Origin of the sequence: Eubacterium sp. An3, assembly GCF_002159465.1 — a bacterium.
Taxonomy (GTDB): domain Bacteria; phylum Bacillota; class Clostridia; order Lachnospirales; family Lachnospiraceae; genus Anaerobutyricum; species Anaerobutyricum stercoris.
In genome coordinates this window covers 15,141-39,463 of sequence record NZ_NFIR01000010.1, presented here as the reverse complement: position 1 = coordinate 39,463, position 24,323 = coordinate 15,141, and the positions used below count along the sequence as shown (strand labels likewise).

General features: G+C 50.5%; 20 protein-coding genes. 18 read left to right on the top strand and 2 right to left on the bottom strand.

The window, feature by feature from the left end:
- Positions 1-5: 5 nt before the first annotated feature.
- The 4 genes from B5F87_RS09955 (at position 6) to B5F87_RS09940 (ending at position 5,906) form a co-directional block, all read left to right on the top strand.
- Positions 6-2,357 carry a transglutaminase-like domain-containing protein gene (locus B5F87_RS09955; RefSeq protein WP_158097016.1) on the top strand — a complete coding sequence of 784 codons (2,352 nt, stop codon included), beginning with the start codon at positions 6-8 and terminating at the stop codon, positions 2,355-2,357.
- Between the two features lie 68 nt (positions 2,358-2,425).
- Positions 2,426-3,016 (top strand): cytidylate kinase-like family protein, encoded by a 591-nt coding sequence (locus tag B5F87_RS09950; RefSeq protein ID WP_087280570.1) that lies wholly within the window; start codon positions 2,426-2,428, stop codon positions 3,014-3,016.
- 68 nt (positions 3,017-3,084) lie between these two features.
- Positions 3,085-4,110 (top strand): UDP-glucose 4-epimerase GalE, encoded by a 1,026-nt coding sequence (gene galE, locus B5F87_RS09945; protein ID WP_087280567.1) that lies wholly within the window; start codon positions 3,085-3,087, stop codon positions 4,108-4,110.
- Positions 4,110-5,906 (top strand): aminopeptidase P family protein, encoded by a 1,797-nt coding sequence (locus tag B5F87_RS09940; RefSeq protein ID WP_204246067.1) that lies wholly within the window; start codon positions 4,110-4,112, stop codon positions 5,904-5,906. Before galE ends, B5F87_RS09940 begins: the two co-directional genes overlap by 1 nt.
- Before the next feature lie 122 nt (positions 5,907-6,028).
- Here B5F87_RS09940 and B5F87_RS09935 read toward each other — a convergent pair whose 3' ends face one another.
- Positions 6,029-6,751 carry an SDR family NAD(P)-dependent oxidoreductase gene (locus tag B5F87_RS09935; protein ID WP_087280564.1) on the bottom strand — a complete coding sequence of 241 codons (723 nt, stop codon included), beginning with the start codon at positions 6,749-6,751 and terminating at the stop codon, positions 6,029-6,031.
- Positions 6,752-6,901: 150 nt separating this feature from the next.
- Here B5F87_RS09935 and B5F87_RS09930 point away from each other — a divergent pair, with 150 nt between their 5' ends.
- The 4 genes from B5F87_RS09930 (at position 6,902) to B5F87_RS09915 (ending at position 11,985) form a co-directional block, all read left to right on the top strand.
- Positions 6,902-8,410 carry an LCP family protein gene (locus B5F87_RS09930; protein ID WP_204246066.1) on the top strand — a complete coding sequence of 503 codons (1,509 nt, stop codon included), beginning with the start codon at positions 6,902-6,904 and terminating at the stop codon, positions 8,408-8,410.
- Positions 8,411-8,486: 76 nt separating this feature from the next.
- Positions 8,487-9,275: a WecB/TagA/CpsF family glycosyltransferase gene (locus B5F87_RS09925; RefSeq protein WP_087280558.1), complete on the top strand. Its 789-nt coding sequence runs from the start codon at positions 8,487-8,489 to the stop codon at positions 9,273-9,275.
- Between the two features lie 176 nt (positions 9,276-9,451).
- A complete protein-coding gene (locus tag B5F87_RS09920) occupies positions 9,452-10,540 on the top strand; it encodes a helix-turn-helix domain-containing protein (protein WP_087280556.1) in 1,089 nt (362 codons plus the stop codon).
- Positions 10,540-11,985 (top strand): S41 family peptidase, encoded by a 1,446-nt coding sequence (locus B5F87_RS09915; protein ID WP_087280554.1) that lies wholly within the window; start codon positions 10,540-10,542, stop codon positions 11,983-11,985. The genes B5F87_RS09920 and B5F87_RS09915 overlap by 1 nt, the downstream gene beginning before the upstream one ends.
- A 117-nt stretch (positions 11,986-12,102) precedes the next feature.
- Here B5F87_RS09915 and B5F87_RS09910 read toward each other — a convergent pair whose 3' ends face one another.
- Positions 12,103-12,687, bottom strand: a complete 585-nt coding sequence (locus tag B5F87_RS09910; RefSeq protein ID WP_158097015.1) for a DUF5721 family protein — start codon at positions 12,685-12,687, stop codon at positions 12,103-12,105.
- Positions 12,688-12,744: 57 nt separating this feature from the next.
- Here B5F87_RS09910 and B5F87_RS09905 point away from each other — a divergent pair, with 57 nt between their 5' ends.
- The 10 genes from B5F87_RS09905 to B5F87_RS09860 all read left to right on the top strand — a co-directional run bounded on the left by B5F87_RS09905 (position 12,745) and on the right by B5F87_RS09860 (position 24,276).
- Positions 12,745-14,019, top strand: coding sequence for a M18 family aminopeptidase (locus tag B5F87_RS09905; protein WP_158097014.1), 1,275 nt, complete (start codon positions 12,745-12,747; stop codon positions 14,017-14,019).
- 199 nt (positions 14,020-14,218) lie between these two features.
- Positions 14,219-15,688, top strand: a complete 1,470-nt coding sequence (gene spoIVA, locus B5F87_RS09900) for a stage IV sporulation protein A (protein ID WP_087280546.1) — start codon at positions 14,219-14,221, stop codon at positions 15,686-15,688.
- A 225-nt stretch (positions 15,689-15,913) separates the two neighbouring features.
- Positions 15,914-16,393, top strand: a complete 480-nt coding sequence (rnhA, locus tag B5F87_RS09895) for a ribonuclease HI (protein ID WP_087280543.1) — start codon at positions 15,914-15,916, stop codon at positions 16,391-16,393.
- A 229-nt stretch (positions 16,394-16,622) separates the two neighbouring features.
- A complete protein-coding gene (locus B5F87_RS09890; RefSeq protein WP_087280541.1) occupies positions 16,623-17,426 on the top strand; it encodes a GTP pyrophosphokinase family protein in 804 nt (267 codons plus the stop codon).
- Positions 17,427-17,439: 13 nt separating this feature from the next.
- Positions 17,440-18,975, top strand: coding sequence for an RsmB/NOP family class I SAM-dependent RNA methyltransferase (locus B5F87_RS09885; RefSeq protein WP_087280538.1), 1,536 nt, complete (start codon positions 17,440-17,442; stop codon positions 18,973-18,975).
- Between the two features lie 60 nt (positions 18,976-19,035).
- Complete coding sequence (locus tag B5F87_RS09880) at positions 19,036-19,830, top strand: pseudouridine synthase (protein WP_087280535.1); 795 nt, start codon at positions 19,036-19,038, stop codon at positions 19,828-19,830.
- 1 nt (position 19,831) lies between these two features.
- Positions 19,832-21,829 (top strand): YgiQ family radical SAM protein, encoded by a 1,998-nt coding sequence (locus tag B5F87_RS09875; protein WP_087280530.1) that lies wholly within the window; start codon positions 19,832-19,834, stop codon positions 21,827-21,829.
- Positions 21,826-22,590 (top strand): SDR family NAD(P)-dependent oxidoreductase, encoded by a 765-nt coding sequence (locus B5F87_RS09870; RefSeq protein WP_087280527.1) that lies wholly within the window; start codon positions 21,826-21,828, stop codon positions 22,588-22,590. Before B5F87_RS09875 ends, B5F87_RS09870 begins: the two co-directional genes overlap by 4 nt.
- A complete protein-coding gene (locus B5F87_RS09865) occupies positions 22,587-23,636 on the top strand; it encodes an RluA family pseudouridine synthase (RefSeq protein ID WP_087280524.1) in 1,050 nt (349 codons plus the stop codon). Before B5F87_RS09870 ends, B5F87_RS09865 begins: the two co-directional genes overlap by 4 nt.
- Positions 23,637-23,739: 103 nt before the next feature.
- Positions 23,740-24,276 (top strand): Holliday junction resolvase RecU, encoded by a 537-nt coding sequence (locus B5F87_RS09860; protein ID WP_087280696.1) that lies wholly within the window; start codon positions 23,740-23,742, stop codon positions 24,274-24,276.
- The last annotated feature ends 47 nt before the right edge of the window (positions 24,277-24,323 follow it).

Below are 24,323 nucleotides of genomic sequence, written 5' to 3'. Positions count from 1 at the left end.
GTCATATGGAAAAAGAAATAACCTTTCTGAAGGAGGGAAAAGAAAATAAGAAAGATCGTACATTTTATGATGTGGCAGTGTCCGTTTTGTACAGCAGTCTGCTGATGGCCGGCGTTTCAGAACTTCTGGGAGACCTGATTCCGTTTCAGGGAAATCAGGTGCTTTTTGCCGTGAGCACTGCGGCGGCCGTGCTGGTGATTTTTTCCCAGCAGCAAAAAATGCTGGAAGTGGTGCTGCCGCTTCTTTTGCTGTTTGGGGCATTTGCCCTGCTGTTTTTCCGGATGGAAGCAGTGATACGGGGAATGCTGGCGCTTGCAAATATGGTCATGGAAAAATGGAATACTATTTTTAATACATATCTGCCGCTTTACGGGCTTGCATCTCCCGGTAAAGGAGACATTTTTTCGGCGCTGATAATCCTCGGTATTCTTCTTGGAATATTTTCCGGATACAGTATATGGAGACAGTGGCTGGGCTTTCTCACCGCTGAAGTATTTCTTCTAGTGATGACAGGATGTCTGCTTAGGGGAAATGTGTCCTGCCGTCCTGTAATTCTTCTGATGGCAGGATGGCTGGGAATATGGAGCGGCAGCCGGACAGGAAGCCGGCGCAGCCGCAGGATCAGCCTGTGTGTCTGTGCGTTTACTCTGGTCTTTGGATGGGGAACTTCCGCACTTTTGTCGGGATATCATCCGGCCAGAACGGTGGATAATATCCGGACACAGATAGAAGATGCCGTTGAGTATATACGTTTTGGAACAGATTCACTGCCCCAGGGAGACCTGCGCAGGGCAGGAACCCTTCTTGGAGAAAAGCCGGAGGCAGAGGAAGAGGAAAAGAGAACGCTGGAGCTATCTTTTGACACCCCTCAGGAAATGTATTTGCGGGGATTTGTTGGAGCGCAGTATGACGGACAAAGCTGGCGGCAGCTGTCCGTGGAAGCATATGCGGGAAGACAGGAAGGTATGCTCGACTGGCTTGGCAGTCATGGATATAATCCAGTTTTTGCCCGCGCGTCTTCTCAGGAAGCGGACGCCGGCGGGCAGGACGACGCTTCCGGACAGACATTTCAGAATGTGGAGGTCGTCAACCGGGGCGCGGACAGACGTTACGTGTATGTGCCTGAGACCGTTGAAGCAGTGGAAGGCGCGGATTATAAAATCAATCAGGACTGGCAGCTGGTATCCGGAGGGATTTTCGGAGAAAAAGAATATCAATTTCAAAATCTGCAGATACAGCCGGCGCAGGAGTTTCCCAAAGCGCCTTCCTGGCTGAAGCGGGGAGGCAGCACAGCAAAGGAGTCGTATATTGAGGCAGAGGAAGTTTATCGATCTTTTGTGTACGATTATTATCTGACCGTGGATGAAGATGTGAAACAGGAGATTGACCGGCTGTTTTTTTCCGGGGAGAAATGGAAGGAGGAGCAGGAAGATGCGGTGGATCTTTATGAGGCAACTGCGAGAATCCGTGTAATGCTGGCAGCTCTCGCCGAATATTCACCGGAGACAGCCGAGGTCCCTGAAGGAAAGGATTTCGTCACCTGGTTTCTCGGAGAGCATAAGGAAGGAAATGCGGTTCATTTTGCCACGGCGGCGGTGATTGCGTACCGGACTCTTGGAATTCCCGCCCGGTACGCGGAAGGATATTATCTGAACGGGAAGCTGGCGGAACAGCTGATGGAACAGGGAGCGGACAGCTGCCAGCTCACACAGGAGAACGGACATGCCTGGGCGGAAGTTTATGTGGATGGCGTGGGCTGGAGTCCTGTGGAGGTGACGCCGGGATTTTACAGCGAGGTATATGCGCCGGATTATCTGATAAATATCCGGCAGGAAGAGATGGAAAAAGGAAATAGCGGCGCCAGGACAGAGGTGGATGAGGTTGTGTCAGGAAACAGAGAGGAGAAACGGACGCAGATATTGCCGTATATACCGTGGAATATGCTGGGGATCGCGCTGCTGGTTCTTCTGCTCATCGTGGGGATTATCGTTCTTCTTGAGATGCAGAGAATCGTGAGAGTATTCCTTCGCAGCAGAAAGCGGAAAAACAATCCGGATAAACTGGCGGAGCTTTCCTATGGGCAGATGTGCCGTATGTTCCGCTGTGCCGGCGTTCCTGAGAATTACAGGCACCCTTATGAACTGACGGAATGCGTCTGCACACGATTTTCAAGTATTAAGGAAGAAGAATATATCCGTGTTATTCAGATTATCCAGAGGAACATTTTCGGACAAAAGGCACTTTTGCCCAATGAATGCAGAATATTAGAGGTTCTTTGTGGAAAGATACGGACAGAATTATATGCGGATGCATCTCTGTGGAAAAAACTGCTGTACAGGTATCTTTACTGTCATTGACTTTTGGAAAATGAGATGATATCCTGAGACTGAAAATTATGTCTGAAATTCTATAATGAGGTGATGCGATGAAGAAGAGAGTGATTACAATCGGAAGAGAGTTTGGCAGCGGCGGAAGAACCATCGGAAGACAGGTGGCAGAGAAGCTGGGAATTGCATTTTATGACAGAGACATCATAAAAAATATCGTCAAGGAAACCGGACTGAAGGAGAAGTACGTGGAACATTATGGAGAGTTCGCTCCATCTTCGGACCATCGTTTTGCCTATTCTTTTGTGGATCTGGAAGATGAGGAATCCTCGCCGCTCAAGCGGATGTGGCATGCCCGCACAAAGATCATCCGCAAGTTTGCGGAGGAGACGCCCTGCGTCATTGTCGGAAGCTGTGCGGATTATATTCTGAGAGACAGAGAAGATTGTCTGCGGGTTTTCCTCTATGCGGATGAAGCGACAAAAGAAGAGAGGATTCGGGAAATGTACGGGGAGGTTCAGCTGAAAGAGCGAAACAGAGTGCATGACATGGATGTGCGCAGAGGTCTGAATTATCAGTATTTTACCGGTCAGGAATGGGGAAAGGCGCAGAATTATGACCTGGCGCTGAACCGGGGAAGTCTCGGCATCGAAAAATGCGTGGAGCTGATCGTGGAGGCTGCGCGGTAAGTGCGCCTGCAGGAAGTCTCAGAAAAAGGCTGTTTTTAATGAAGATATCAGAATAAAGGAGAAATATCATGAAGATTTTAGTTACCGGCGGAGCAGGATATATTGGAAGCCACACTTGTGTGGAATTGCTGAACAACGATTATGAAGTTGTCGTTGTGGATAACCTGTATAATTCCTGCGAGGAAGCATTGAACCGTGTGGAGAAGATTACGGGAAAAACTCTGACCTTTTATGAAGGAGATCTGCTGGATCAGGATCTGCTGGAGGAGATTTTTGACAACGAAAGACCAGAGGCAGTCATTCATTTTGCCGGATACAAGGCAGTGGGAGAGTCCGTGGAAAAACCGATTGAATATTATCATAACAACATCACCGGTACCCTTCTGCTCTGTGATGTGATGCGCAGATACGACTGCAAAAAGATCGTGTTCAGCTCTTCTGCAACAGTTTACGGAGATCCGGCCTTTGTGCCGATAACAGAAGACTGCCCAAAGGGCGTTATCACCAATCCGTACGGACAGACCAAGTCAATGATCGAACAGATCCTCATAGATATTCAGGTGAGCGATCCGGAATGGAATGTGACGCTTCTTCGGTACTTTAATCCGATCGGAGCGCATAGTTCAGGACTGATCGGCGAGGACCCGAAAGGAATTCCGAATAATCTGGTTCCGTACATTGCAAGAGTAGCTGTCGGCAAACTGGAGAAACTTGGTGTGTTCGGTAATGATTATGATACCCCGGATGGAACGGGTGTCCGTGATTACATCCATGTGGTGGATTTGGCGGCAGGGCATGTACAGGCCCTTCGTCATATGAAGCAGGGCGTCAGCATCTACAATCTTGGAACCGGACAGGGTTACAGCGTGCTTGATGTGGTGAAAGCATACAGTAAGGCATGCGGCAAAGAGATTCCATACGAGATTAAACCGCGAAGAGCGGGAGATATCGCCGCCTGCTATTCTGACCCGACCAAGGCAAAAGAAGAGCTTGGATGGAAAGCAAAGTACGGTATTGAGGAAATGTGCCGAGATTCTTATCATTGGCAGTCCATGAATCCGGACGGTTATCAGACGAAGCAGGAGCAGGCATAATGCGGCAGCAGCTTGAAGCACTGCGCCGGCGGATGCTGGAAGAGAAGATCGGCGCCTATCTCATCATGACCGATGATTTCCATGGTTCGGAGTATGTGGGAGACTATTTTAAATGCCGGGAATATATTTCCGGCTTTACCGGATCCGCGGGGACGCTGCTGGTTATGAAGGAACAGGCGGGACTTTGGACAGACGGAAGATATTTTCTTCAGGCAGAAGCACAGCTGGCGGGCAGCGGCATCACATTGTATCGTTCCGGACAGCCGGGAGTGCCTTCGGTGGAAGAGTTTCTTGAGAGGGAGCTTCAGCCGGGGGAGACTCTGGGCTTTGACGGACGGTGCGTGATGGCGAGCTATGCCCGGAAGATAAGGGCGGCTCTTGCCGGCAGGCAGATTACCGTCCGTGGTGATCTTGATCTGGCGGGAGACGTCTGGGCGGAGAGGCCGCAGCTTTCCCGGGAGCCCGCGTGGATTCTCGGGGAGCGCTACGCCGGTGCGGGCATTAGAGAAAAGATTGCGGAAGTCCGCCGGGTCATGAAACAAAGAGGCGCGGACTGGTTTCTTCTGGCATCCCTTGAAGACATTTGCTGGCTGTTAAATGTGAGAGGAAACGATGTGGCGTGTACGCCGGTCGTCCTCTCCTATCTGATGATGAGCCGGGATGAAGTGCGCTGGTATGTACAGGAGGAAGCGCTCACAGATAAAGTGCGGGCGTATCTGAATGACGCGGCGGTTGCTGTAAGAGATTACAGACAGATTTACGGGGACGTGAGCCGGCTTCCCGCCGGTGCACGCCTTCTTTATGATGAGAATCATGTCAATGAAGCGCTGGTCAGCCGGATTCCGGATGGGGCGCAGCCCCTTGACGGGGAGAATCCGACCCTGCTTTTAAAGGCCGTGAAGAACCCGGTGGAGGTGGAAAACGAGAGAACTGCCCATATCAGGGACGGCGTGGCTGTGACAAAGTTTATATACTGGTTGAAACATCAGACCGGACGGGAGGCTATCACGGAAAGAAGCGCAGCGCTTCGCCTTGAAGAGCTGCGGAAGGAACAAAAAGATTATATCGGTCCGAGTTTTTATCCGATTCTTGCTTACGGCGAACATGGCGCCATCGTTCACTATTGTGCCGATGAACAGTCCGATATCCCGTTGAAGCCGGAGGGATTTCTGCTGGCGGATACCGGAGGTCACTATAAGGAAGGAACGACGGATATTACCAGAACCATTGCTCTCGGCGCAATCACCGAAGAGCAGAAAGAAATGTACACTATGGTGCTGAGAGGGAATATCCGTCTGGCGGATGCGGTATTCCTGCGGGGAGCGACGGGTATGAGCCTGGATGTGCTGGCAAGAATGCCGCTCTGGGAAAAGGGACTTGATTATAACCACGGTACCGGCCACGGCGTGGGTTATCTGCTGAGCGTCCATGAGGGGCCAAACAGTTTTCGCTATCGTCCGGCTTCTGTCCGTGGCAGCGACTGCGTTATGGAAGAGGGCATGATCACTTCCGATGAGCCGGGTATTTATCTGGAAGGCAGATTTGGCGTCCGTCTGGAGAATCTGCTGGTCTGCACCAGAAAAAGAGAGAACAGCTATGGTATTTTCCTTGGATTTGAACCGCTCACCATGGTACCTTTCGAACAGGAAGCGATTATATGGGAGAAACTTTCTGAGCAGGAAATCCGCTGGCTGAATGCTTACCATGCAAAGGTATATGAGTCCATTTCTCCATATCTTGATAAAGAGGAGAGGGAGTGGCTGCGGAAGGAGACGGAAGCATACGGCGGGAGATAATACCCGGCGAGCTGCCGGAAAGGCAGACGGCTGCGTAGGTTCAGCCGGCGCCCGGCAGCGGAGTATGCCGTCGGCAAAGATGAAATACTGCCGCACCGGCAGCAGGTGTGCGCCGGCAATGTTCAGATCCAGCCGCCGTCAAAACGCAGAATCTGTCCGGTCAGGTATTCCGGAGATTCGGCGATCTGGCAGCAGAAGGCCGCTGCTTCCCCGGGGGAGGCAAAACGTCCGAAAGGGATTTCCTCTGCCAGCGCCTGTCTCTCCTCCTCGTTGAAGCATTGGTTCATGGCAGTGTCAATGACGCCGAGGCTTATGGCGTTGACAGAAATATGCGAGGGGCCAAGTTCTTTGGCAAGCGCCCGGGTGAGAGAATTGACCGCGCCTTTGGAAGCGGAGTAGGCCGCCTCACAGGAAGCGCCGACCTCTCCCCATACGGAGGAAATGTTCAGGATTCTTCCTTTTTGCCGGCGGACCATATGGGGGATCGCCGCCCGGCAGGTAAAAAATACGGCGTCCAGATTGGTCTGCATGACCTGTCGCCACTGTGCGGTGCTCATATCGGATAAAAGGCCGATATGGGAAATTCCGGCGTTGTTGATAAGCAGGTCGATCTGACCATAAGTATCTATGGCTCGGTTGATAATCCCGCAGGCATACTCTTCAAGGGAGACGTCGCCGTAGAAAGCGTCGGTTCTGGTGATTTGCGACAGCTCTTCTGCTGCCTGACGGAGCGCCTCCTGGTCATGGCCTCCGTTTATGACGAGATTCCAGCCCCTGTCGGCTAACAGTCTTGCCGTGGCAAAACCGATTCCTCTGGATGAACCTGTGATGACTGCTGTTTTCATAAAATAACTCCTTTCCGGATGGGATAAATTACATTGATTATAATAGAATCCATAACAATTTTCCATTTCCATTTCAATTTTATGACAAAACTTGAAATGGAAATGGAAGTTTGCTATACTTAACAGATAAAATCGAATAGGAGGGCTATGATGGAAAAGCCAAACTTGATTGTGAGATTCTTTTCCTTTCTGCTGAAGGTGCTTGTGGTTCTGGTACTGATGGTTGTCATTGCCATTGCTTCTTTTGAGGGTGTGACTTACTATCTTACCGGCAGCCTGTATGATCTCAGAGAGCTGGCAGGCGGCGGTAATGATATAACCAATATCGGCAGCAGCAGCGAGGAACAGGAAACAGAGATTGATGAAACCAATATGGAGAGTACGCTCTTTTTTGTTGACAGTGCAGACAGCGGCAAAGAATATATTGCCCTCAATATGCTGAATACAAAGACCAATGTTCTGGATGTTCTTCTGATTCCGACCAACGCGCAGGTGACGGTAGGACAGGAACTGCTGGATGATATTCAGAAGGAAATGCCGGAAGCGAAGAATACGGTGAACATCGGCGATGTGGCCCGGGCTTTTGGAGACGACAAGTATAAGATGATTTCTGATATTATGGAAAATGTTACTGGTCTCACTTTAAGTGGATACGATGTGATGACGCAGAAGAATTTCCAGAGCTTCCTCGATATGGTAGATACCGTGGAATATCAGGTGGATAATAATTTCTCCTATCGTGATGAGAACGGTGTCTTAAATGTGATCGAGGGAGGGCAGACGGAACTTGACAGTGAAGAAGCGGTGGCTCTGCTTACTTATCTGGATGGAACGGAGTCGGAAGAGTCTGCCCGCCTGGAGAGAACCAACGTATATCTTCAGTCATTTTTCAACACACTGTTTGCAGAGAACAGCAATAGTGCGATTTATAAAAAATATACTAATCTGGCAGAGTCCGGCGACGGAAGAAACCTTGCTGACATGGAATCTGTTTTCGAAGCTCTGGATCCGGAGAATATTACCATACGAATCTTGCAGGGTTCCGAGGCGGACGGAGTGTTCACCGTGGATTCTCAGATGGTGCAGCTTCAGGTATCCACTCTGGCACAGCAGGCGGAAAATGCATCTTCTTCCGGCAGTCAGAACAGTGATTCCGAAGAGAGCAGCGAAAGCGATACGCAGAGCAGCAGCTCTTCCGGTCAGGACTCAAAGGATTATTCCATTGAGCTTTATAACTCTGCTTATGTGGCAGGTCTTGCCGGAGAGTGGGAAGCTTATCTGGAGGAAGAAGGTTACACGATCAGTCTGGTAGATTCCTATCAGGATGAGGGACCGCTTTCCACCACAAGAATTGTCGTTACAGAGGAAGGAATGGGAGAGGATCTTCTCACTTACTTCCCGGATGCTGAGATTGAAGTGGATGAGATAGATACCGGCGGAGACATTCAGATATATATTGGTACAGACAGTACTGATGTGGGCGGTGAGGACGGAACCTCCTCCGGCATCAGTGACAGTGAGGAGGATACCTACAGCTCTGACGAAGAAGAGACTTCAGACGAGGAGAGCTCTTACGGCTATGAAGACGAGGAGAGTACCACGGAAGAAGAGAGCAGTTACGGTGGTTCCTATAACTTTGATACGGACTCTGCAGAGTAGCAGACCGTAGTATCCTGCCGCTGTACGTGATTGGTGAAGAAAAGAGAGAAGAGAACGCCTGGAAAGGACCATAGGGATGAAAGAACATTCTTCTAGAAAAGTAAATGTGCTTGGTACGGACGTATCGGTAATGCGTCCGGAAAAAGCAGTGAATCTGACCCTGGATTATATGAGGAGGAAGGGGCTGGAGGTTGTCTTCTTCCACTCGGCGGAAAGCTCTCTGTACTGTCAGAATCAGTCGTGGGCGGCAGAAACTGTTCAGGACTGCCAGCTCGTTCTGCCTGGCGACAGCCATATGGAGATGGCTGTGAGACATCAGAGAAGTGACAACGAGGATCAGAAGGGAATCGGTGAATTTGCTGACGAATACTTAAAAAGACTCTTTGCGAAGCTGAACAGGGAGAGCAGAGAGATATTTGCAGTTATGGAGAAGCAGGAGCACCTGGATTCTCTGCAGGATTATATCGGCACGTCTTACCCGGACATCTTCCAGAGTGGAATCGTCTATGACGGCGACACGCCGGGAAAGATTGTCAACGAGATTAATGCAAATATCCCCGATATCGTATTTTTCTGCCTGCCCGTGGAACAGCAGCTGATGTTTGTGAAAGAATATGCCGCCATGATGAATACAAGGCTCTGTATCTGTATTGAGTCCGTGCAGCCGTTGATCCGGAAAGAAACAGAAAATGCTCCGGCTTTCCTGCAAATGCTTCATCTTGACGGTATCTGGTTCCGTCTGAAAAGAGAGTCTATCATTCGTAAGACGGTAGTTGGATCTATTTTCAAGCAGAAGGTGCTGGAAGATACCGGAGGAGGGGTTCCTTCGGAAACAGAGAAGTCCCGGGAAAATGAAGAAAAATAATCTAAAATTTGGGGAATATATAATTTGTCATCATTTTGGTATAAAAAAGAGGGAGAGATTGTACATTTTTATGTATTTCCCTCTTTTTTTTTTCGATAATTTGTATTAGAATAACAAATAAGTCTTACTTTTTTATACAAAAGCACTAGAACAGAGTTCGGAGAGGAAGGAACACTATGATTTCAAATCAGATTTTACAGGATACGATTGATGGGATTAAAGCGATTACAAGAATTGATTTATGTGTGATGGACACCGAGGGCAAGCCTCTGGCATCCACGCTGGATGCGGTGGAAGAGTATAAAGAGGCGGTGCTCGTGTTCGCCGAGTCTCTGGCGGAGAGCCAGATGCTGCAGGGTTATCAGTTTTTCAAGGTATTTGACGAGAACCAGCTGGAATATATTATACTGGTGAAGGGCGAGACCGATGACGTCTATATGATCGGCAAGATGGCCGCTTTCCAGATCCAGAATCTGCTGGTGGCATACAAGGAGAGATTCGACAAGGATAACTTTATCAAGAACCTCCTTCTGGATAATCTTCTTCTGGTGGACATTTACAATCGTGCGAAGAAGCTCCACATCGAGACCGATGTACGGCGCTGCGTCTTCATCATCGAGACGAAGAACGACAAAGACAACAACGTCTTTGAGACCGTGCGGAGCATCTTCTCCACCAAAGCGAGAGATTTCATCACAGCTGTGGATGAGAAGAACATCATTCTCGTAAAGGAAGTGAAGGCCGGCGAGGGCTACAATGAGCTGCACAAGACCGCAGAGGTTATCGTGGATATGCTCAATACAGAGGCCATGACGAGAGTGCATGTGGCATACGGCACCATCGTGAACGAGATTAAAGAAGTTTCCCGTTCCTACAAAGAAGCGAAGATGGCCATGGATGTGGGCAAGATCTTTTATCCGGAGAACAGTGTGGTTGCCTACAACCGCCTGGGCATCGGCCGTCTGATCTACCAGCTGCCGCTGCCGCTGTGCAAAATGTTTATCAAGGAGATCTTCGAGGGACGTTCCCCGGATGAATTTGACGATGAGACACTCATGACAATCAACAAGTTCTTCGAGAACAGTCTCAACGTTTCCGAGACATCCAGACAGCTTTACATTCACAGAAACACCCTTGTTTACCGTCTGGATAAGCTGCAGAAGAGCACCAATCTGGACCTTCGTGTCTTTGAAGACGCCATCACATTTAAGATTGCCCTCATGGTTGTGAAATATATGAAATATATGGAGCGAGTTGAGTATTAATGATGGAAAAAAACAATAACACAATGGAACCTGATAACAATACAGTGGGCCGCGATGCCGCGGAGGAGATGGAGACAGAGGACATCCCGGCAGACGCCGGATGGACGGATGAGGAAGAAAGCGATCCGGAAACGTATGGTAATCCCGACGGGGAAGATGACGATTCAGAAGTCAGGGCTCCCCGGTACGTCTACCCGGGCAGAGCGGAAGACTACGATGAAGAGACTTTTGACGACGATCTTCCTGCGACAAAGGAAGGGAAGCCTAGGAAATGGACGTCCCGCCTGAGGAAGCTTGTGCTGCTGCTCATCGTGGCAGTGGCAGGATTTCTGGTCGGGCAGGTCGGCCTGCTGTTCTTCGGCTCGGGAAGCGGCGTCAATAACTTCCGGGTCATCTCGAAGCTTTCCATGCTGGAGGCCTACGTGGATCATTTCTTTCTGAATGAGACCGACAGCGACCGGCTGGAGGATTACATTTACAAGGGATATATCGCCGGGCTTGACGATCCTTATGCCGCTTACTATAACGCAGAGGAGTACGCGCAGCTCATGGAAGAAGACTCCGGCGAATACAGAGGTATCGGCGTGACTGTCCGCCAGGATACGGATACCGGCTACGTGGTCGTGGAAGAGGTCAACAAAAACGGCCCGGCCTATAACGCCGGCGTGCAGGTTGATGATATCATCATGCAGGTAGATGGTCAGGATACCGCGGAGCTTGGTCTGCAGGAGACCGTTTCCGCCATCAAAAAGAATGACGATCCGGTGGTGCTTACCATCCTGAGGGACAGCGAGACCATGGAGCTCACCGTGGACAAATCACAGATTGTCATGGAAACCGTCACCTGGGAGATGAAGGAAAATAAAATCGGTTACATTGCCGTTTCTCAGTTTGTGGAGAATACATCCGAACAGTTTAACGAGGCTCTGACCTCTCTTTCTGAGGAAGGAATGACGGGCCTTATCATTGACCTTCGGGATAACGGAGGCGGGCTCCTCACCAGCTGTCTGGATATGATGTCCCGGTTTGTTCCCGACGAGAAGCTGATCGTGTACACAGAGGATAAGAACGGGAACCGGACGGAGTACAACAGCGACTCTGTGGATGTGCTGAATATTCCGGTGGTTCTCCTGGTCAACGAGAACTCCGCCAGCGCGTCCGAGATTATGACAGGGTGCCTGAAAGATTACGGTATCGCCACCGTTGTGGGCGAGACCACCTACGGAAAAGGCATCGTGCAGAACATTATGCCGCTTCCGGACGGCTCCGCCGTGAAGATGACTGTTTCTCAATATTATACGCCAAATGGCAACGATATCCACGAGGTGGGCATCGCTCCGGATGTCACAGTGGAGATGAGTGAAGAAGAATGGGCGGCAGCGCAGGATGATGTGCAGAAAGACACGCAGCTGCAGAAAGCCCTGGAGATTCTCAATGGAAACTAGGGTTCCGTTTTGCTGAACTCTTTCGTTGTGTGCGATTGCTTTAGCGGCAAAGTTCTATATAAGATAAAAAATCTCCCGCCGTGTCGGGCGGGAGAATATATCAGGCGGGATGGCGCGTCAGCAGATTCCTTTCTTCTGGAGAAAGCGTTTCATATGGTCGTCAACATCCTGCTCCAGTGATTTATCCAGAGAAAATGTACGGTAGGAGATACCGGTAGTGATAAGAAGATTTTCCGGCTCATAGAGGATATTCAGGTATATACCTTCGATATCCTCTTCCCGGAAGGAACAGCGGCTCTCTTTAATAAGAAAGGAAACCGTTGCTTTTGGCAGTGCCAGTACAACTTTACATCCGAGAGGGAGACGCTTTCCCTTGATAATAGAAAAAGCGAAAGGGCGCACCTCTTTCCAGAGACAATATTCCCGTTCCGGACGTTCGGAATCGGAATCGAAGAAATCCTCGTTCAGATGACCGTCGATATGATAGGATATTTCTTTTTTAAAAGACGCTTCCACCAGATAAAACAGGTCGAAGGTCTCTCTGGAAAGCAGGTGCGCCATAAAATTTTTTACGTCGGTGATGGAAACGGAAAGCATGAAAGTTCCTCCTGTATCAGTATAGAAAGCCGGCACATTTTCTTCCCGGCCAATGGCCTGACTGAAAATGTATATGCCGGCACGATAGCTTTTGTCAAGCAACATTTTATCACAGAGAAAACACTTTGGAAACAGATTTCTTTTTATATGGAGGGAGAAAAAATGGATACATTATTTGACTGCTTAAAAAGGGGAACGGCTCCGGAAAGAGTGGTGGCTTTTGCCAGAGAGTATCTGACCGGCGAGGGCTTTGAAGAATTATATTATGACCGCCTCTTCGCACCGAAATTGGGCGGACGCTATTTTATCACGCCGTTTCCGGATGTGCTCTTTGCATTTACCATGGGACGCAAGAGGGCGTACATCCAGTCGGTGCGCATGGCCTTTGCCCATGTGGACCAGCCGTGTTTTAAAGTAAAGGCAAGGCCGGAATTTCGCAGCATGGAAAGCGACATGCTCAACGTGGAAGTGTACGGCGGGATGATGGACCATACCTGGTTTGACAGGCCGCTGGGACTGGCGGGAACCGTCGCTCTCAAAGGAGAGGACGTGTTTAAACCGAATCTTGTGATCTACGACAGCGAGCGGCCGGTGGCGATCATTCCGGGCATCGCCATCCATATGCAGAGGGATGCCAACAGCGGCTGGAAGATTGACCGGCAAAAAGAACTCATGCCCGTCACCGGCCTGTCCGGCGCCGCCTGGACCGAGGGGGCCTTCGCGCAGTTTCTGGCCGGAGAGCTTGACGTGGACGAGTCGGAGATTCTGAGCTACGACTTAAACCTCTATAACTTTGACGAACCACAGCTGGTCGGTATCACGGAAGAACTGGTGTCAAGCCCACGCCTTGACAACCTGGCGTCTGTCAGCGCCCTGCTGGAAGCTCTGGTGGAAGGAGAGCGCAGCAACGGCATTAATCTGATCGGCCTCTTCAACCACGAGGAAGTAGGCAGCTTTACCCGCTCCGGCGCGGATTCCGAACTCCTTGGCGGCGTGCTGGAAGGAATCTTCCGCACCCTCGGCTGCGATAAAGAAATGTACCGCGCATCCATGGCGGGCAGCGTTTATCTCTCCGTGGACGGCGCCCACGGCGCTCACCCGAACTATCCGGATCGCTGCGACACCACCACCCGCGCCTATGTGGGCAAAGGCGTCGCCATCAAGGCAAGCGGTACCTTCAAATACGCCACCGACGCGGCCGTTCAGGCCATTCTTCTGGGTCTGTCCGAAAAATATGACGTCCCGCTCCAGATTATCAACGACCGGAACAACATCCGCGGCGGCAGCACACTGGGGCCGATGGTTGGCTCCCACATCCCGATGCGGGGCTGCGACATCGGCGTCCCGATGTGGGCTATGCATTCCGCCCGGGAGACCATGGCGCTATCCGACTACGAAGCCCTCTGCCAGCTAGTGACGGCATTTTTTGTAGACTGAGTGATACAGTCAGACAGGGAATGGAGGCGTTGTACTTCATGGTTTCATAGCGCAGACGGCTCCTGCGGACATAAAATTCGAGCTGTCCGTCCTGCCGTCGTCTGTGTATCATTCCTTATCACCTTGATAAATTCCAAAAATCCGGTCTATTTCTTTTTCCCTCCGCATATACTGCATTAGTATTGGGGAGGGATTTTTCATGGAAAAAAATAATATATATCAGGACATTTCAGCAAGAACCGGCGGTGAGATCTATCTGGGCGTGGTGGGTCCGGTGCGGAGCGGCAAATCCACATTTATCAAACGGTTTATGGAGCTGATGGTTCTCCCGGAAATCGCCGACGAGCATGAGCGGCAGAGGACCATGGATGAGATGCCGCAGAGCGGCACCGGAAAGACCATCATGACCACGGAGCCGAAGTTCATCCCGAAGGAGGCCGTGGAGCTGCCCATGGAAGACATGAAGGTGAAGGTGCGGCTCATTGACTGTGTGGGATTTATGGTCATGGGAGCCGGCGGCCATCTGGAAAACGGTCAGGAGCGGCTGGTGAAGACGCCGTGGTTCGACTATGAGGTGCCGTTTACCAAGGCGGCGGAATATGGCACCAGGAAAGTAATCCGTGATCATTCCACCATCGGGATCCTGGTGACCACTGACGGTTCCTTCGGAGAGATTCCGCGGGATTCCTATGTGGAAGCGGAGAAGCGGACGGTGGAGGAGCTGCAGGCTATCGGAAAACCGTTTCTGGTGCTTCTGAACAGCGACCGCCCGTATTCCAAGGCGACGCAGAATCTGGCGGAAAACCTCACGAAGGAATACCGCACCACAGTGATGCCGGTCAATTGCGACCAGCTTCGTCAGGAGGATATTCTGGAGATCATGAAAAATGTACTGCTGGAATTTCCATTGTCCTCGGTTGGCTTTTATCTGCCGAAATGGGTGGAGACTCTGCGGGATGACCACTGGATGAAGAAGTCCATTCTGGATTTGATGAAAGAGTATCTGGTGGATAAGGAAAAGATGAAAGATATTTATCAGAAATCCATTCCGCAAAATGAATATATGGAGTCCGGAAAAGTGGAGAAAATCCACATGGATACCGGGGAGGTAGAGGTACGAATCCAGATACGGGATTCCTACTATTATGAAATTCTCTCGGATCTGACAGGAATATCTATTAAAAATGAATATCATCTCATTCGGCTCATGAAAGAGCTTGCCGGGAAAAAGAAAGAATTCGAGGAGGTTTCTCAGGCGCTTACGGACGCCAGGGAGAGAGGCTACGGCGTGATGAAACCGGTGCTCTCGGAGATCACGCTTTCCGAGCCGGAGGTCGTGAAGCACGGCAGCAAGTTTGGGGTGAAGATTCGCGCGGAGGCGCCGTCCATTCATTTGATCCGCGCCAACCTGACCACGGAAATCGCTCCGATTGTGGGGACACAGCTACAGGCAGAAGATCTCATTACATATATCCGGGAGCAGGCCGGCGAGGACCCGAAAGAAATCTGGAATGTCAACATTTTCGGCAAGACGCTGGAGCAGCTGGTGGACGACGGCATCTCAGGAAAGGTGACGAAGATCAATGAAGACAGTCAGGAGAAACTGCAGGGAGCCATGGAAAAAATCGTCAACGAAAGCAGCGGCGGACTGATCTGTATTATTATCTGAGCAGTGAGGGAAAATTCTTCGGAGGCAGAAAATGTGCCTTCGGGGGATTTTTCTTTGCGTTTCCCAGCGGAAATCCTACGGTAAACTCTATTCTTGCTTTTTCCGCTGAAAATGCTATAATGGTGAAAAAACGTCAGTGTGCTGCCTCATTTGCGTTCAGTGTAATGATGCAGGATGCATGTTTACTCTGCAGGACGGCAGTACACGAGGAAAAGGAGAGAGATTTTGAGAGTAACTATTTATACTGACGGATCGGCCAGAGGCAATCCGGGACCGGGCGGCTATGGGACGGTACTTCTTTATACAGATGCGAAAGGAATCTGTCACCGGAGAGAACTGTCCGGAGGATTCAGACAGACTACCAACAACCGCATGGAGATCCTGGCGGCTATCGTAGGACTGGAGGCGTTGATCAGACCCTGTCAGGTGGATATTTATTCTGACTCTCAGTACCTGGTAAAGGCCTTCAATGAACACTGGATAGACGGCTGGAAGAAAAAGGACTGGAAGAGGAACCGGAAGGATCCGGTAAAGAACGTGGATCTGTGGAAAAGGCTGCTGGCTGCCATGGAACCCCATGAGGTGAGTTTCCACTGGGTAAAGGGACATGCGGGACATCCGGAAAATGAACGGTGCGACGCCATGGCTGTGGATGCGGCGCTCGGCGATGATCTGCCAGAGGATGAAGGAATGTATCTCGGATAGCATAGACGGCGATATTTTTTGCCGGATGACATACAGTAAAGAAGAGACATATACTTACTGTACATAGGAAAAACAACAAAAAAGTTTCAGAGAAAAGATAAAGAAGACGACTGCCGAAGACGCTTTAGATACATTTCACAAAAAATTACGAAAGAAGTGCTTTTTTTTCTATTATATGTTATACTTATATGAGATATGACAGAGAGCTATTTCAGTGGGAGGTGATGATATGGAGATACAGCTATGGCGGGAATTGCTTGACCCTTACCAGCTTGCCGTGGATGAGATGGTGGTGAAGTTCAATCATGTTATTACAGAACACAGAACCCGGGGATTGTATTCTCCAATTGAATCGGTAGAGGGACGATTAAAGAGCATTGTCAGCATTCTGGATAAGATGAAACGGAAAGAAATATCCATGAATGATATTGAAGAGAAGATAGAAGACATAGCCGGGATCCGGCTGAATTGTCAGTTTGTGGAAGACATTGACAGGGTCGTACAGATGATCAAGGAACGTACAGATATGGTGGTGAAATGTGAGAAGGACTATATCAATCACATGAAGGCCAGCGGGTATCGCAGCTATCACATCATTGTGGACTACACAGTTAATACCATCAAGGGACCCAAGACATTGAGTGCGGAGATACAGATACGGACGATGGCGATGAATTTCTGGGCGACCATTGAGCATTCTCTGCAGTACAAATATAAAGAACATATTCCGGATTACGTACAACAGAAGCTGATTGATGCTTCCCGGGCTATCATTGATATCGATCAGGCCATGTCGGATGTCCGGGATGAGATTATGGACGCACAGAATTCTCATCAGAAGAAGGAGAATCTGGTGAAGGATATTCTCAATAACATTCAGAATCTGTATAAGGTGGCTAACAAGAGGGAGGTCACCAAGATTCAGGATGAGTTTTACAAGGTTTATGTGACAGACGATATGATGCAGCTGCAGCACTTTGCCAGTCAGCTTGATATTATATCCGAAGGATACCAGACGCAGAGCCTGACATAACGGAGGATAAAATATGTATTTGCCGAAAGAGTTTGAACAGAAAATGCGAAGACTTCTCGGAGAAGATTACGACAATTATTCAGGCAGCTTTGCAAAAGGGTATGGTCAGACATTCAGAGCGAATCAGTTAAAAATACAACCGGCGGAGCTTCTCCGCCGGTTTGCTGCGAAGCCGGTTCCGTGGTGCGGATATGGATATTATTATGAGGGAGAAGAACGTCTCTCTGCGCATCCATACTATTTCGGGGGAGCCTATTATATACAGGAACCATGTGCCATGGCTCCTGCTTCTTTTTTGCCGGTAAAACCGGGAGACAAGGTTCTCGATCTGTGCGCTGCTCCCGGAGGCAAGACTACGGCACTGGCAGCCAAAATGCAGGGACAGGGTATTCTTGTGGCGAATGATATCAGTATTTCCAGATGCAAGGCGCTTCTTAAAAACATGGAGCTTGCCGGCGTGCGCAACGCTGTGATAACATGCGAGAGCCCGGAGCGGCTCGCCGGCAGGTTTGCCGGATATTTTGATTGTGTACTGGTGGATGCACCCTGCTCCGGCGAGGGAATGTTTCGCAAAGAACCATCCATGGCCAGAGAGTGGTCTCAGGAAGAGGTGGAGAGATATAGCGCTCTCCAGAAAGAAATCGTACGACAGGCGGCACAGATGGTCCGTCCCGGCGGCTGTCTCCTCTATTCTACCTGCACCTACTCCCCGGAAGAGAACGAACAGGTGGTGGAGACACTGCTGGCACAGGAAGGAGACCGGGGAGAGACGGGGCAGCAGGAAGACTCCCGGAAAAGAACCGCAGCCCGGCAAAATGAACAGAGAATGTTCCGGATGGAGCCGCTCCCTCTGTATCCCGGCGTGGATCAGGGACATCCGGAATGGAGCGAAACCAAAGACGAAAGTCTTCTTCATTGCCGGCGGTTCTGGAACCACCGGGTGGACGGCGAAGGACAGTTTGCGGCTCTGTTAAGAAAAGAAGGATGCCGTGCGGGCGCAGCGGAAGAAAATAAGAGCGGCGCGGCGGCCTTTCAGGCAGCTTTGCCTCCGGAAATATCTTTCCCAAAGAAGAAAAACAATAAGAAATCCCGGAGGGGAAAAGGCGGCGCTTCTCTTTCTGATGCGGCACAGTCCGGTGCAGAAAACCGGGAGGAGCTGCGGCAGTTTTTGTCCCGGTGTTCTCTTTCCGTTCCGGAGGAACGGCTGCGGTTTATTGACGAAAGGGTGTTTCTTCTTCCGGAAGGCTGTCCGGATATGAACGGATTCCGGGTGGTTCGTTCGGGACTGTATCTTGGAGATTGTAAAAAGAAACGTTTTGAACCAAGTCAGGCGCTCGCCATGGCTCTGTATCCGGGAGAGTACGAGAATACAGTGAAGCTTCTCCCGGATGATCCCAGGGTGGAAAAATATCTGCGGGGAGAGACCGTAGAGGCGGAAAGCGCGGACGGGTGGACGCTCATATGTGTGGATCATCTGTCTCTGGGATGGGGAAAGAGCAGCCGCGGCAGCATCAAAAATAAGATCGCGCCGGGGTGGCGGAAACAATAACGATTCTGACTGACAGATTTTTTGGCAAAATGAAAAAATCATAGAATGAAGGAGAAAACCATGGAACGCATGCGGCTGGACAAATATCTGGCACAGACGGCGGGGCTGACCCGCAGCGAGGCAAAACAATATCTGAAAAAAGGAAGAGTCTGTGTGGACGGTGCGGTCATAAAAAAACCGGAGACGAAGATCGATGCCTGTAAAGCGGCAGTGACAGTGGACGGCAGGCTCTGGCAGTATGAAAAATACACCTATCTCATGCTCCACAAGCCTCAAGGCGTTGTTTCTGCCACGGAAGACAAACAGGAGCAAACCGTGCTTGATCTCATAAAAGAACCGGCGCGGGGACTGTTTCCCGTGGGGAGACTTGACAAGGACACGGAAGGGCTGCTGCTCCTGACCAACGACGGCGCGCTGGCTCACGAACTGCTCTCCCCGAAAAAGCACGTGGATAAATGTTACTATGCGGTCCTGGACGGCCCGGTGGGTGAGAAAGAGCAGGAAGCCTTCGCAGAAGGTCTTGATATCGGAGATGAAAAGCAGACGCTCCCGGCAAAGCTGGTGCCAGCGGGCAGAGCAGATGCGCCGGCGCATGCACCATCGGCAGAAGGAACGGTTCGTTCCGTGCAGCCAGAATCGGTAAAGACGGCTTGCCCGGCGAATCCTTACGGCGTCTTCATCACCATCCAGGAAGGCCGTTTTCACCAGATAAAACGCATGGCGAAGGCTGTGGGAAGAGAGGTGCTTTATCTGAAACGCATCTCCATGGGAAGTCTGCGGCTGGACGACCGGCTCTCGCCGGGAGAATACCGTCCGCTGACGGAAGAAGAGATCGCGGTGCTAAAGGGAGAATAACATGGACAGACGAAACAACTTTTTGCCTACAAATAAAAAAGAGATGAGAGAGCGTGGCTGGGAACAGGTGGATTTTGTGTACATTTCCGGCGACGCTTATGTGGATCACCCGTCTTTCGGGATGGCAATCATCACGAGACTGCTGGAACATGCAGGTTATAAAGTGGCGGTCATCGCGCAGCCGGACTGGAAAGAGGACGAGAGCATCACTGTCTGCGGGGAGCCGAGACTGGCGTTTCTTGTGTCGGCGGGCAATATGGATTCCATGGTCAATCATTATACCTCTGCTAAGAAGAGGAGACATCAGGATGCCTACACGCCGGGCGGCGGTTTTTCCAGAAGACCGGACCGGGCGGTGACCGTTTACAGCAATCTTATACGGAAGACCTATAAGAAGACGCCGATTCTGCTGGGCGGTATTGAAGCGTCCCTGCGGCGGCTGGCCCACTACGATTACTGGAGCGACACGGTAAAGCGTTCGGTGCTGCTGGACGCCGGTGCGGATCTTCTGATGTACGGCATGGGAGAGCATTCTGTTCTGGAGATCGCCGAAGCGCTGCAGGCAGGAATCCCGGTGAACGAGATCACTTATGTGCGCGGCACGGTATTTCGCTGCCGCAGCCTGTCGGAGCTTTCCGGAGATTATGAATTACTTCCGTCTTATCCGTCCATACTTCAGTCAAAGGAAGAATATGCCAGAAGCTACTACCGGCAGTACCAGAACACTGACGCCATAACGGCAAAGCGGCTGGTGGAGCCTTATAAAGAAACAGAGTACGTGGTGCAGAATCCGCCGGCGCTGCCTCTTACAACAGAGGAGATGGACGCCGTCTATGATCTGCCGTATCAGCGGACATGGCATCCTTCCTGCGACGCCGAGGGAGGCGTTCCTGCCATTCAGGAAGTGAAGTTTTCCCTGGTCAGCAACCGGGGCTGCTTTGGCGGCTGCAGCTTCTGCGCGCTTACTTTTCATCAGGGCAGACGCGTGCAGGTGCGGAGCCATGCGTCCATTCTCAAGGAAGCGGAGCAGATGACTAAAGACCCGGACTTTAAAGGATATATTCACGATGTGGGCGGACCGACGGCGGATTTCCGTCACCCTGCCTGCAGAAAACAGATAGAAAAAGGCGTGTGCAGTCACCGGCAGTGCCTGTTTCCAAAACCATGCCCGAATCTGGACAGCAGCCACAGGGATTACATTTCCTTATTAAAAAAGCTGCGCCGGCTGCCGGGAGTGAAGAAGGTATTTATCCGCTCCGGTATCCGCTTTGATTATGTGCTGGCAGAAGACGACAAAGACTTTCTGCGGGAGCTGTGCGAATACCATGTAAGCGGACAGCTCAAGGTGGCGCCGGAACATATCAGCGATTCGGTGCTTTCCATGATGGGCAAACCGTCCAACGATGTGTACGAGCGTTTTGTCCGAAGCTATCACGAAATGAACCGGAGACTGGGAAAGAAGCAGTATCTTGTTCCGTATCTGATGTCTTCCCATCCGGGCTCCGGTCTGAAAGAGGCGGTGGAGCTGGCGGAGTATGTCAGGGATCTGGGTTATATGCCGGAGCAGGTGCAGGACTATTACCCGACGCCGGGAACCATTTCCACCTGCATGTATTATACGGGACTTGACCCGCGCACCATGAAGCCAGTGTATGTTCCGAGAACAGCCAGAGAGAAAAAGATGCAGCGTGCGCTCATACAGTACCAAAATCCCGAAAATTATGCTATTGTAAAGGAAGCATTGCTGGCGGCAGGGCGGGAAGACCTGATCGGCTACGGTGAAAAATGTCTGATTCCGCCCCGGCAGGGACACGGCGGCAGACAAACTGCCGGTACCGGCAGAACATTTTCAGTCAGGGAGCGGCAGTCTGTCCCGGGTAACAAAACGGTTAAGGGGAAAGACCGTCACGCAGCTGCTGCCGGTAAATCGGCAAAGAAGAAGAAAACAATCCGTAACGTGCACAAAAAGAAGAAACACGGACAGGGAGGGCGATCATGAAGATTGGGATAATAACCGGGGCTTCTTCCGGTATGGGGAAGGAATTTGTAAAACTGACCATGAGTGAACAGCTGAATCTGGATGAAATCTGGGTGATAGCCAGAAGAAAAGAACGGCTGGAGGCATGGCAGAAACATTATGCGGAGCAGACATTCCGGGTGCTGGCGCTTGATCTGCAGAAAGAGGAGGATATGGAGAGGCTCAGGAAAGAACTGGAAGAGACACAGCCGGAAATCTCTCTCATGATTCACTGTGCCGGTTTTGGAATCATGGGGAGAATTGATGAGATTCCTGCCGAGGAGCAGATGGAGATGGTGGATGTCAACTGCCGCAGTGTGGTGGAGCTTACGACCATGTTTCTGCCGTATATGGAAAAAGGCGGCCGGATGATCTATATGGCGTCCTCGGCGGCATTTCTGCCACAGCCGGGTTTTGCGGTATATTCGGCGACCAAAGCTTTTGTGCTGAGTTTTGTCCGAAGTCTGCGGGCAGAATGCCGGGAAAGCAATCTTGGTATCACTGTTGTCTGCCCGGGCGCGGTGAAAACCGAATTTTTCAAACGGGCGGCGGAACAAAAACATCTGCCGGCTTATAAGAAAATGGTGATGTCAGACCCGAAAAAAGTTGTGAGAAAGGCGTGGAGGGATAATATTGCAGGAAAAGAAATCTCGGTTTATGGAAAACCGATGAAACTGTTCCATACGGCGTCCAAAGTTCTGCCGCATAAAGTATTCCTTCATTTTATGGGAAGACAGAAATGAAAGAAATTATTGTGACTAAAGCGGAGGCCGGGCAGCGATTTGACCGTTATCTGAAAAAATATATGCCGGAAGCAGCTTCCGGTTTTCTCCATAAAATGCTCCGTAAAAAGAATATTAAGCTGAATGGAAACAAGGCGGAGGGAAACGAGAAAATCAGGGAGGGTGATTCCATCCAGATTTATTTTTCGGAAGAGACTCTTGCGAAGTTTACCGGTCGGACCGGAAGAAATGTATCGTCTGTTTCGAAAGATGAGCGGCCTGTCGGGAAAAAGAAGCCGTCCACAGGAAAAAGAGAAGAATCCCTGCGGCGGCAGGTTCATTTGCTGTATGCCACAGAAGATATCCTGATTTTTCATAAGCCGGCGGGGATGCTCACGCAGAAAGCCAGGCCGGAGGACGATTCCCTCAATGATTATCTTCTGGATTACTGCCGGAAGAATGACATTATTAAAGAAGGAACGACTGCTTTTCGTCCATCTGTGGCAAACAGGCTGGACCGGAATACCAGCGGAATTGTTCTCTGCGGCATCACAACGGCGGGTCTTCAGACCATAAGCCGGATGCTCAGGAAGAGGGAACTTGAGAAATATTATCTGTGCATCGTGCAGGGAACCATGCGGGAAGACCGGAAAATCAAAGGCTGGCTCATAAAAGACGAAAAGAAGAATACCGTTACGCTTTCCCGGCGTCCCGCCGAGGGAGCTTCGCCGGTGGAGACCTGGTATCAGGTTCTTGACACTTCGCCGGAAGCAACGCTTTTAAAGGTCAGGCTCATCACAGGAAAGAGCCACCAGATCCGCGCCCATCTGGCGTCGGAAGGACATCCGGTGCTCGGTGATTACAAGTACGGCAGCCGTGCGGAAAATGACCGTCTGAAACGGAAAACCGGCATCAACTATCAGCTGCTTCACAGTTATGAGCTGAAGATGACGGGCAGCGACGCTCATGCAGCTTCCCGTATGCTCCATGTGATCGATCCGCCGCCGGCGCCGTTCCGGCAGGCCATGGAGTTTTACGGATTGTCGTTGAACGAACGGCGGCGATAGAACGCAGGATAAAACCGATGAATCAGCGATGGAGATAGAAAGCCGGATGAAACCCAATGAATCAGCGAGAGCAAGAAATAAAAAATCAGAGGCAGGAATAAGAATGGCAACATGGACATCCAGAGGACTGAGAGGATCGGTTCTGGAGGAAATGATCAATTATACCAACCAGAAATACAGAGACAAAAAGCTGGCGCTTATCCAGAAGGTGCCGACGCCCATCACGCCGGTCCGCTTTGATAAAAACAGCCGGCATATCACCCTTGCGTATTTTGAAAAAAAGAGTACGGTGGATTATATCGGCGTGGTGCAGGGGGTGCCGGTCTGCTTTGACGCCAAGGAATGTCATACGGACACCTTTCCCATGCAGAATGTTCACCGGCATCAGATGGAATTTATGGAGGGATATGAGACACAGGGGGGCGTAAGTTTTCTCCTTATCTATTTTTCTCACCGGCAGGAATGTTATTACCTGCGTTTTACCGAACTGAAAAAGTACTGGGACCGGATGGAGTCAGGCGGACCGAAGCATTTTAAATATGAGGAACTCCGGAAAGACTTTTTTATACCCCATGGGAGCGGAGCCGCCATCCACTATCTGGTACCTTTGCAAAAGGATTTAACAGAGCGCCAATCGTGAATTGACGAACAGTTTTTTTTCATATATAATACCTTTGAAATTGCAGT

What these genes read in the sequence shown, in the direction of transcription:
- B5F87_RS09940 (WP_204246067.1), top strand. Translation starts at nt 4,110, where the DNA reads ATGCGGCAGCAGCTTGAAGCACTGCGCCGGCGGATGCTGGAAGAGAAG.
- B5F87_RS09935 (WP_087280564.1), bottom strand. Translation starts at nt 6,751, where the DNA reads ATGAAAACAGCAGTCATCACAGGTTCATCCAGAGGAATCGGTTTTGCC.
- galE (WP_087280567.1), top strand. Translation starts at nt 3,085, where the DNA reads ATGAAGATTTTAGTTACCGGCGGAGCAGGATATATTGGAAGCCACACT.
- B5F87_RS09905 (WP_158097014.1), top strand. Translation starts at nt 12,745, where the DNA reads ATGGATACATTATTTGACTGCTTAAAAAGGGGAACGGCTCCGGAAAGA.
- B5F87_RS09950 (WP_087280570.1), top strand. Translation starts at nt 2,426, where the DNA reads ATGAAGAAGAGAGTGATTACAATCGGAAGAGAGTTTGGCAGCGGCGGA.
- B5F87_RS09885 (WP_087280538.1), top strand. Translation starts at nt 17,440, where the DNA reads ATGTATTTGCCGAAAGAGTTTGAACAGAAAATGCGAAGACTTCTCGGA.
- B5F87_RS09870 (WP_087280527.1), top strand. Translation starts at nt 21,826, where the DNA reads ATGAAGATTGGGATAATAACCGGGGCTTCTTCCGGTATGGGGAAGGAA.
- B5F87_RS09920 (WP_087280556.1), top strand. Translation starts at nt 9,452, where the DNA reads ATGATTTCAAATCAGATTTTACAGGATACGATTGATGGGATTAAAGCG.
- B5F87_RS09890 (WP_087280541.1), top strand. Translation starts at nt 16,623, where the DNA reads ATGGAGATACAGCTATGGCGGGAATTGCTTGACCCTTACCAGCTTGCC.
- B5F87_RS09875 (WP_087280530.1), top strand. Translation starts at nt 19,832, where the DNA reads ATGGACAGACGAAACAACTTTTTGCCTACAAATAAAAAAGAGATGAGA.
- B5F87_RS09955 (WP_158097016.1), top strand. Translation starts at nt 6, where the DNA reads ATGGAAAAAGAAATAACCTTTCTGAAGGAGGGAAAAGAAAATAAGAAA.
- B5F87_RS09880 (WP_087280535.1), top strand. Translation starts at nt 19,036, where the DNA reads ATGGAACGCATGCGGCTGGACAAATATCTGGCACAGACGGCGGGGCTG.
- B5F87_RS09925 (WP_087280558.1), top strand. Translation starts at nt 8,487, where the DNA reads ATGAAAGAACATTCTTCTAGAAAAGTAAATGTGCTTGGTACGGACGTA.
- B5F87_RS09930 (WP_204246066.1), top strand. Translation starts at nt 6,902, where the DNA reads ATGGAAAAGCCAAACTTGATTGTGAGATTCTTTTCCTTTCTGCTGAAG.
- B5F87_RS09915 (WP_087280554.1), top strand. Translation starts at nt 10,540, where the DNA reads ATGATGGAAAAAAACAATAACACAATGGAACCTGATAACAATACAGTG.
- spoIVA (WP_087280546.1), top strand. Translation starts at nt 14,219, where the DNA reads ATGGAAAAAAATAATATATATCAGGACATTTCAGCAAGAACCGGCGGT.
- B5F87_RS09865 (WP_087280524.1), top strand. Translation starts at nt 22,587, where the DNA reads ATGAAAGAAATTATTGTGACTAAAGCGGAGGCCGGGCAGCGATTTGAC.
- B5F87_RS09860 (WP_087280696.1), top strand. Translation starts at nt 23,740, where the DNA reads ATGGCAACATGGACATCCAGAGGACTGAGAGGATCGGTTCTGGAGGAA.
- B5F87_RS09910 (WP_158097015.1), bottom strand. Translation starts at nt 12,687, where the DNA reads ATGTTGCTTGACAAAAGCTATCGTGCCGGCATATACATTTTCAGTCAG.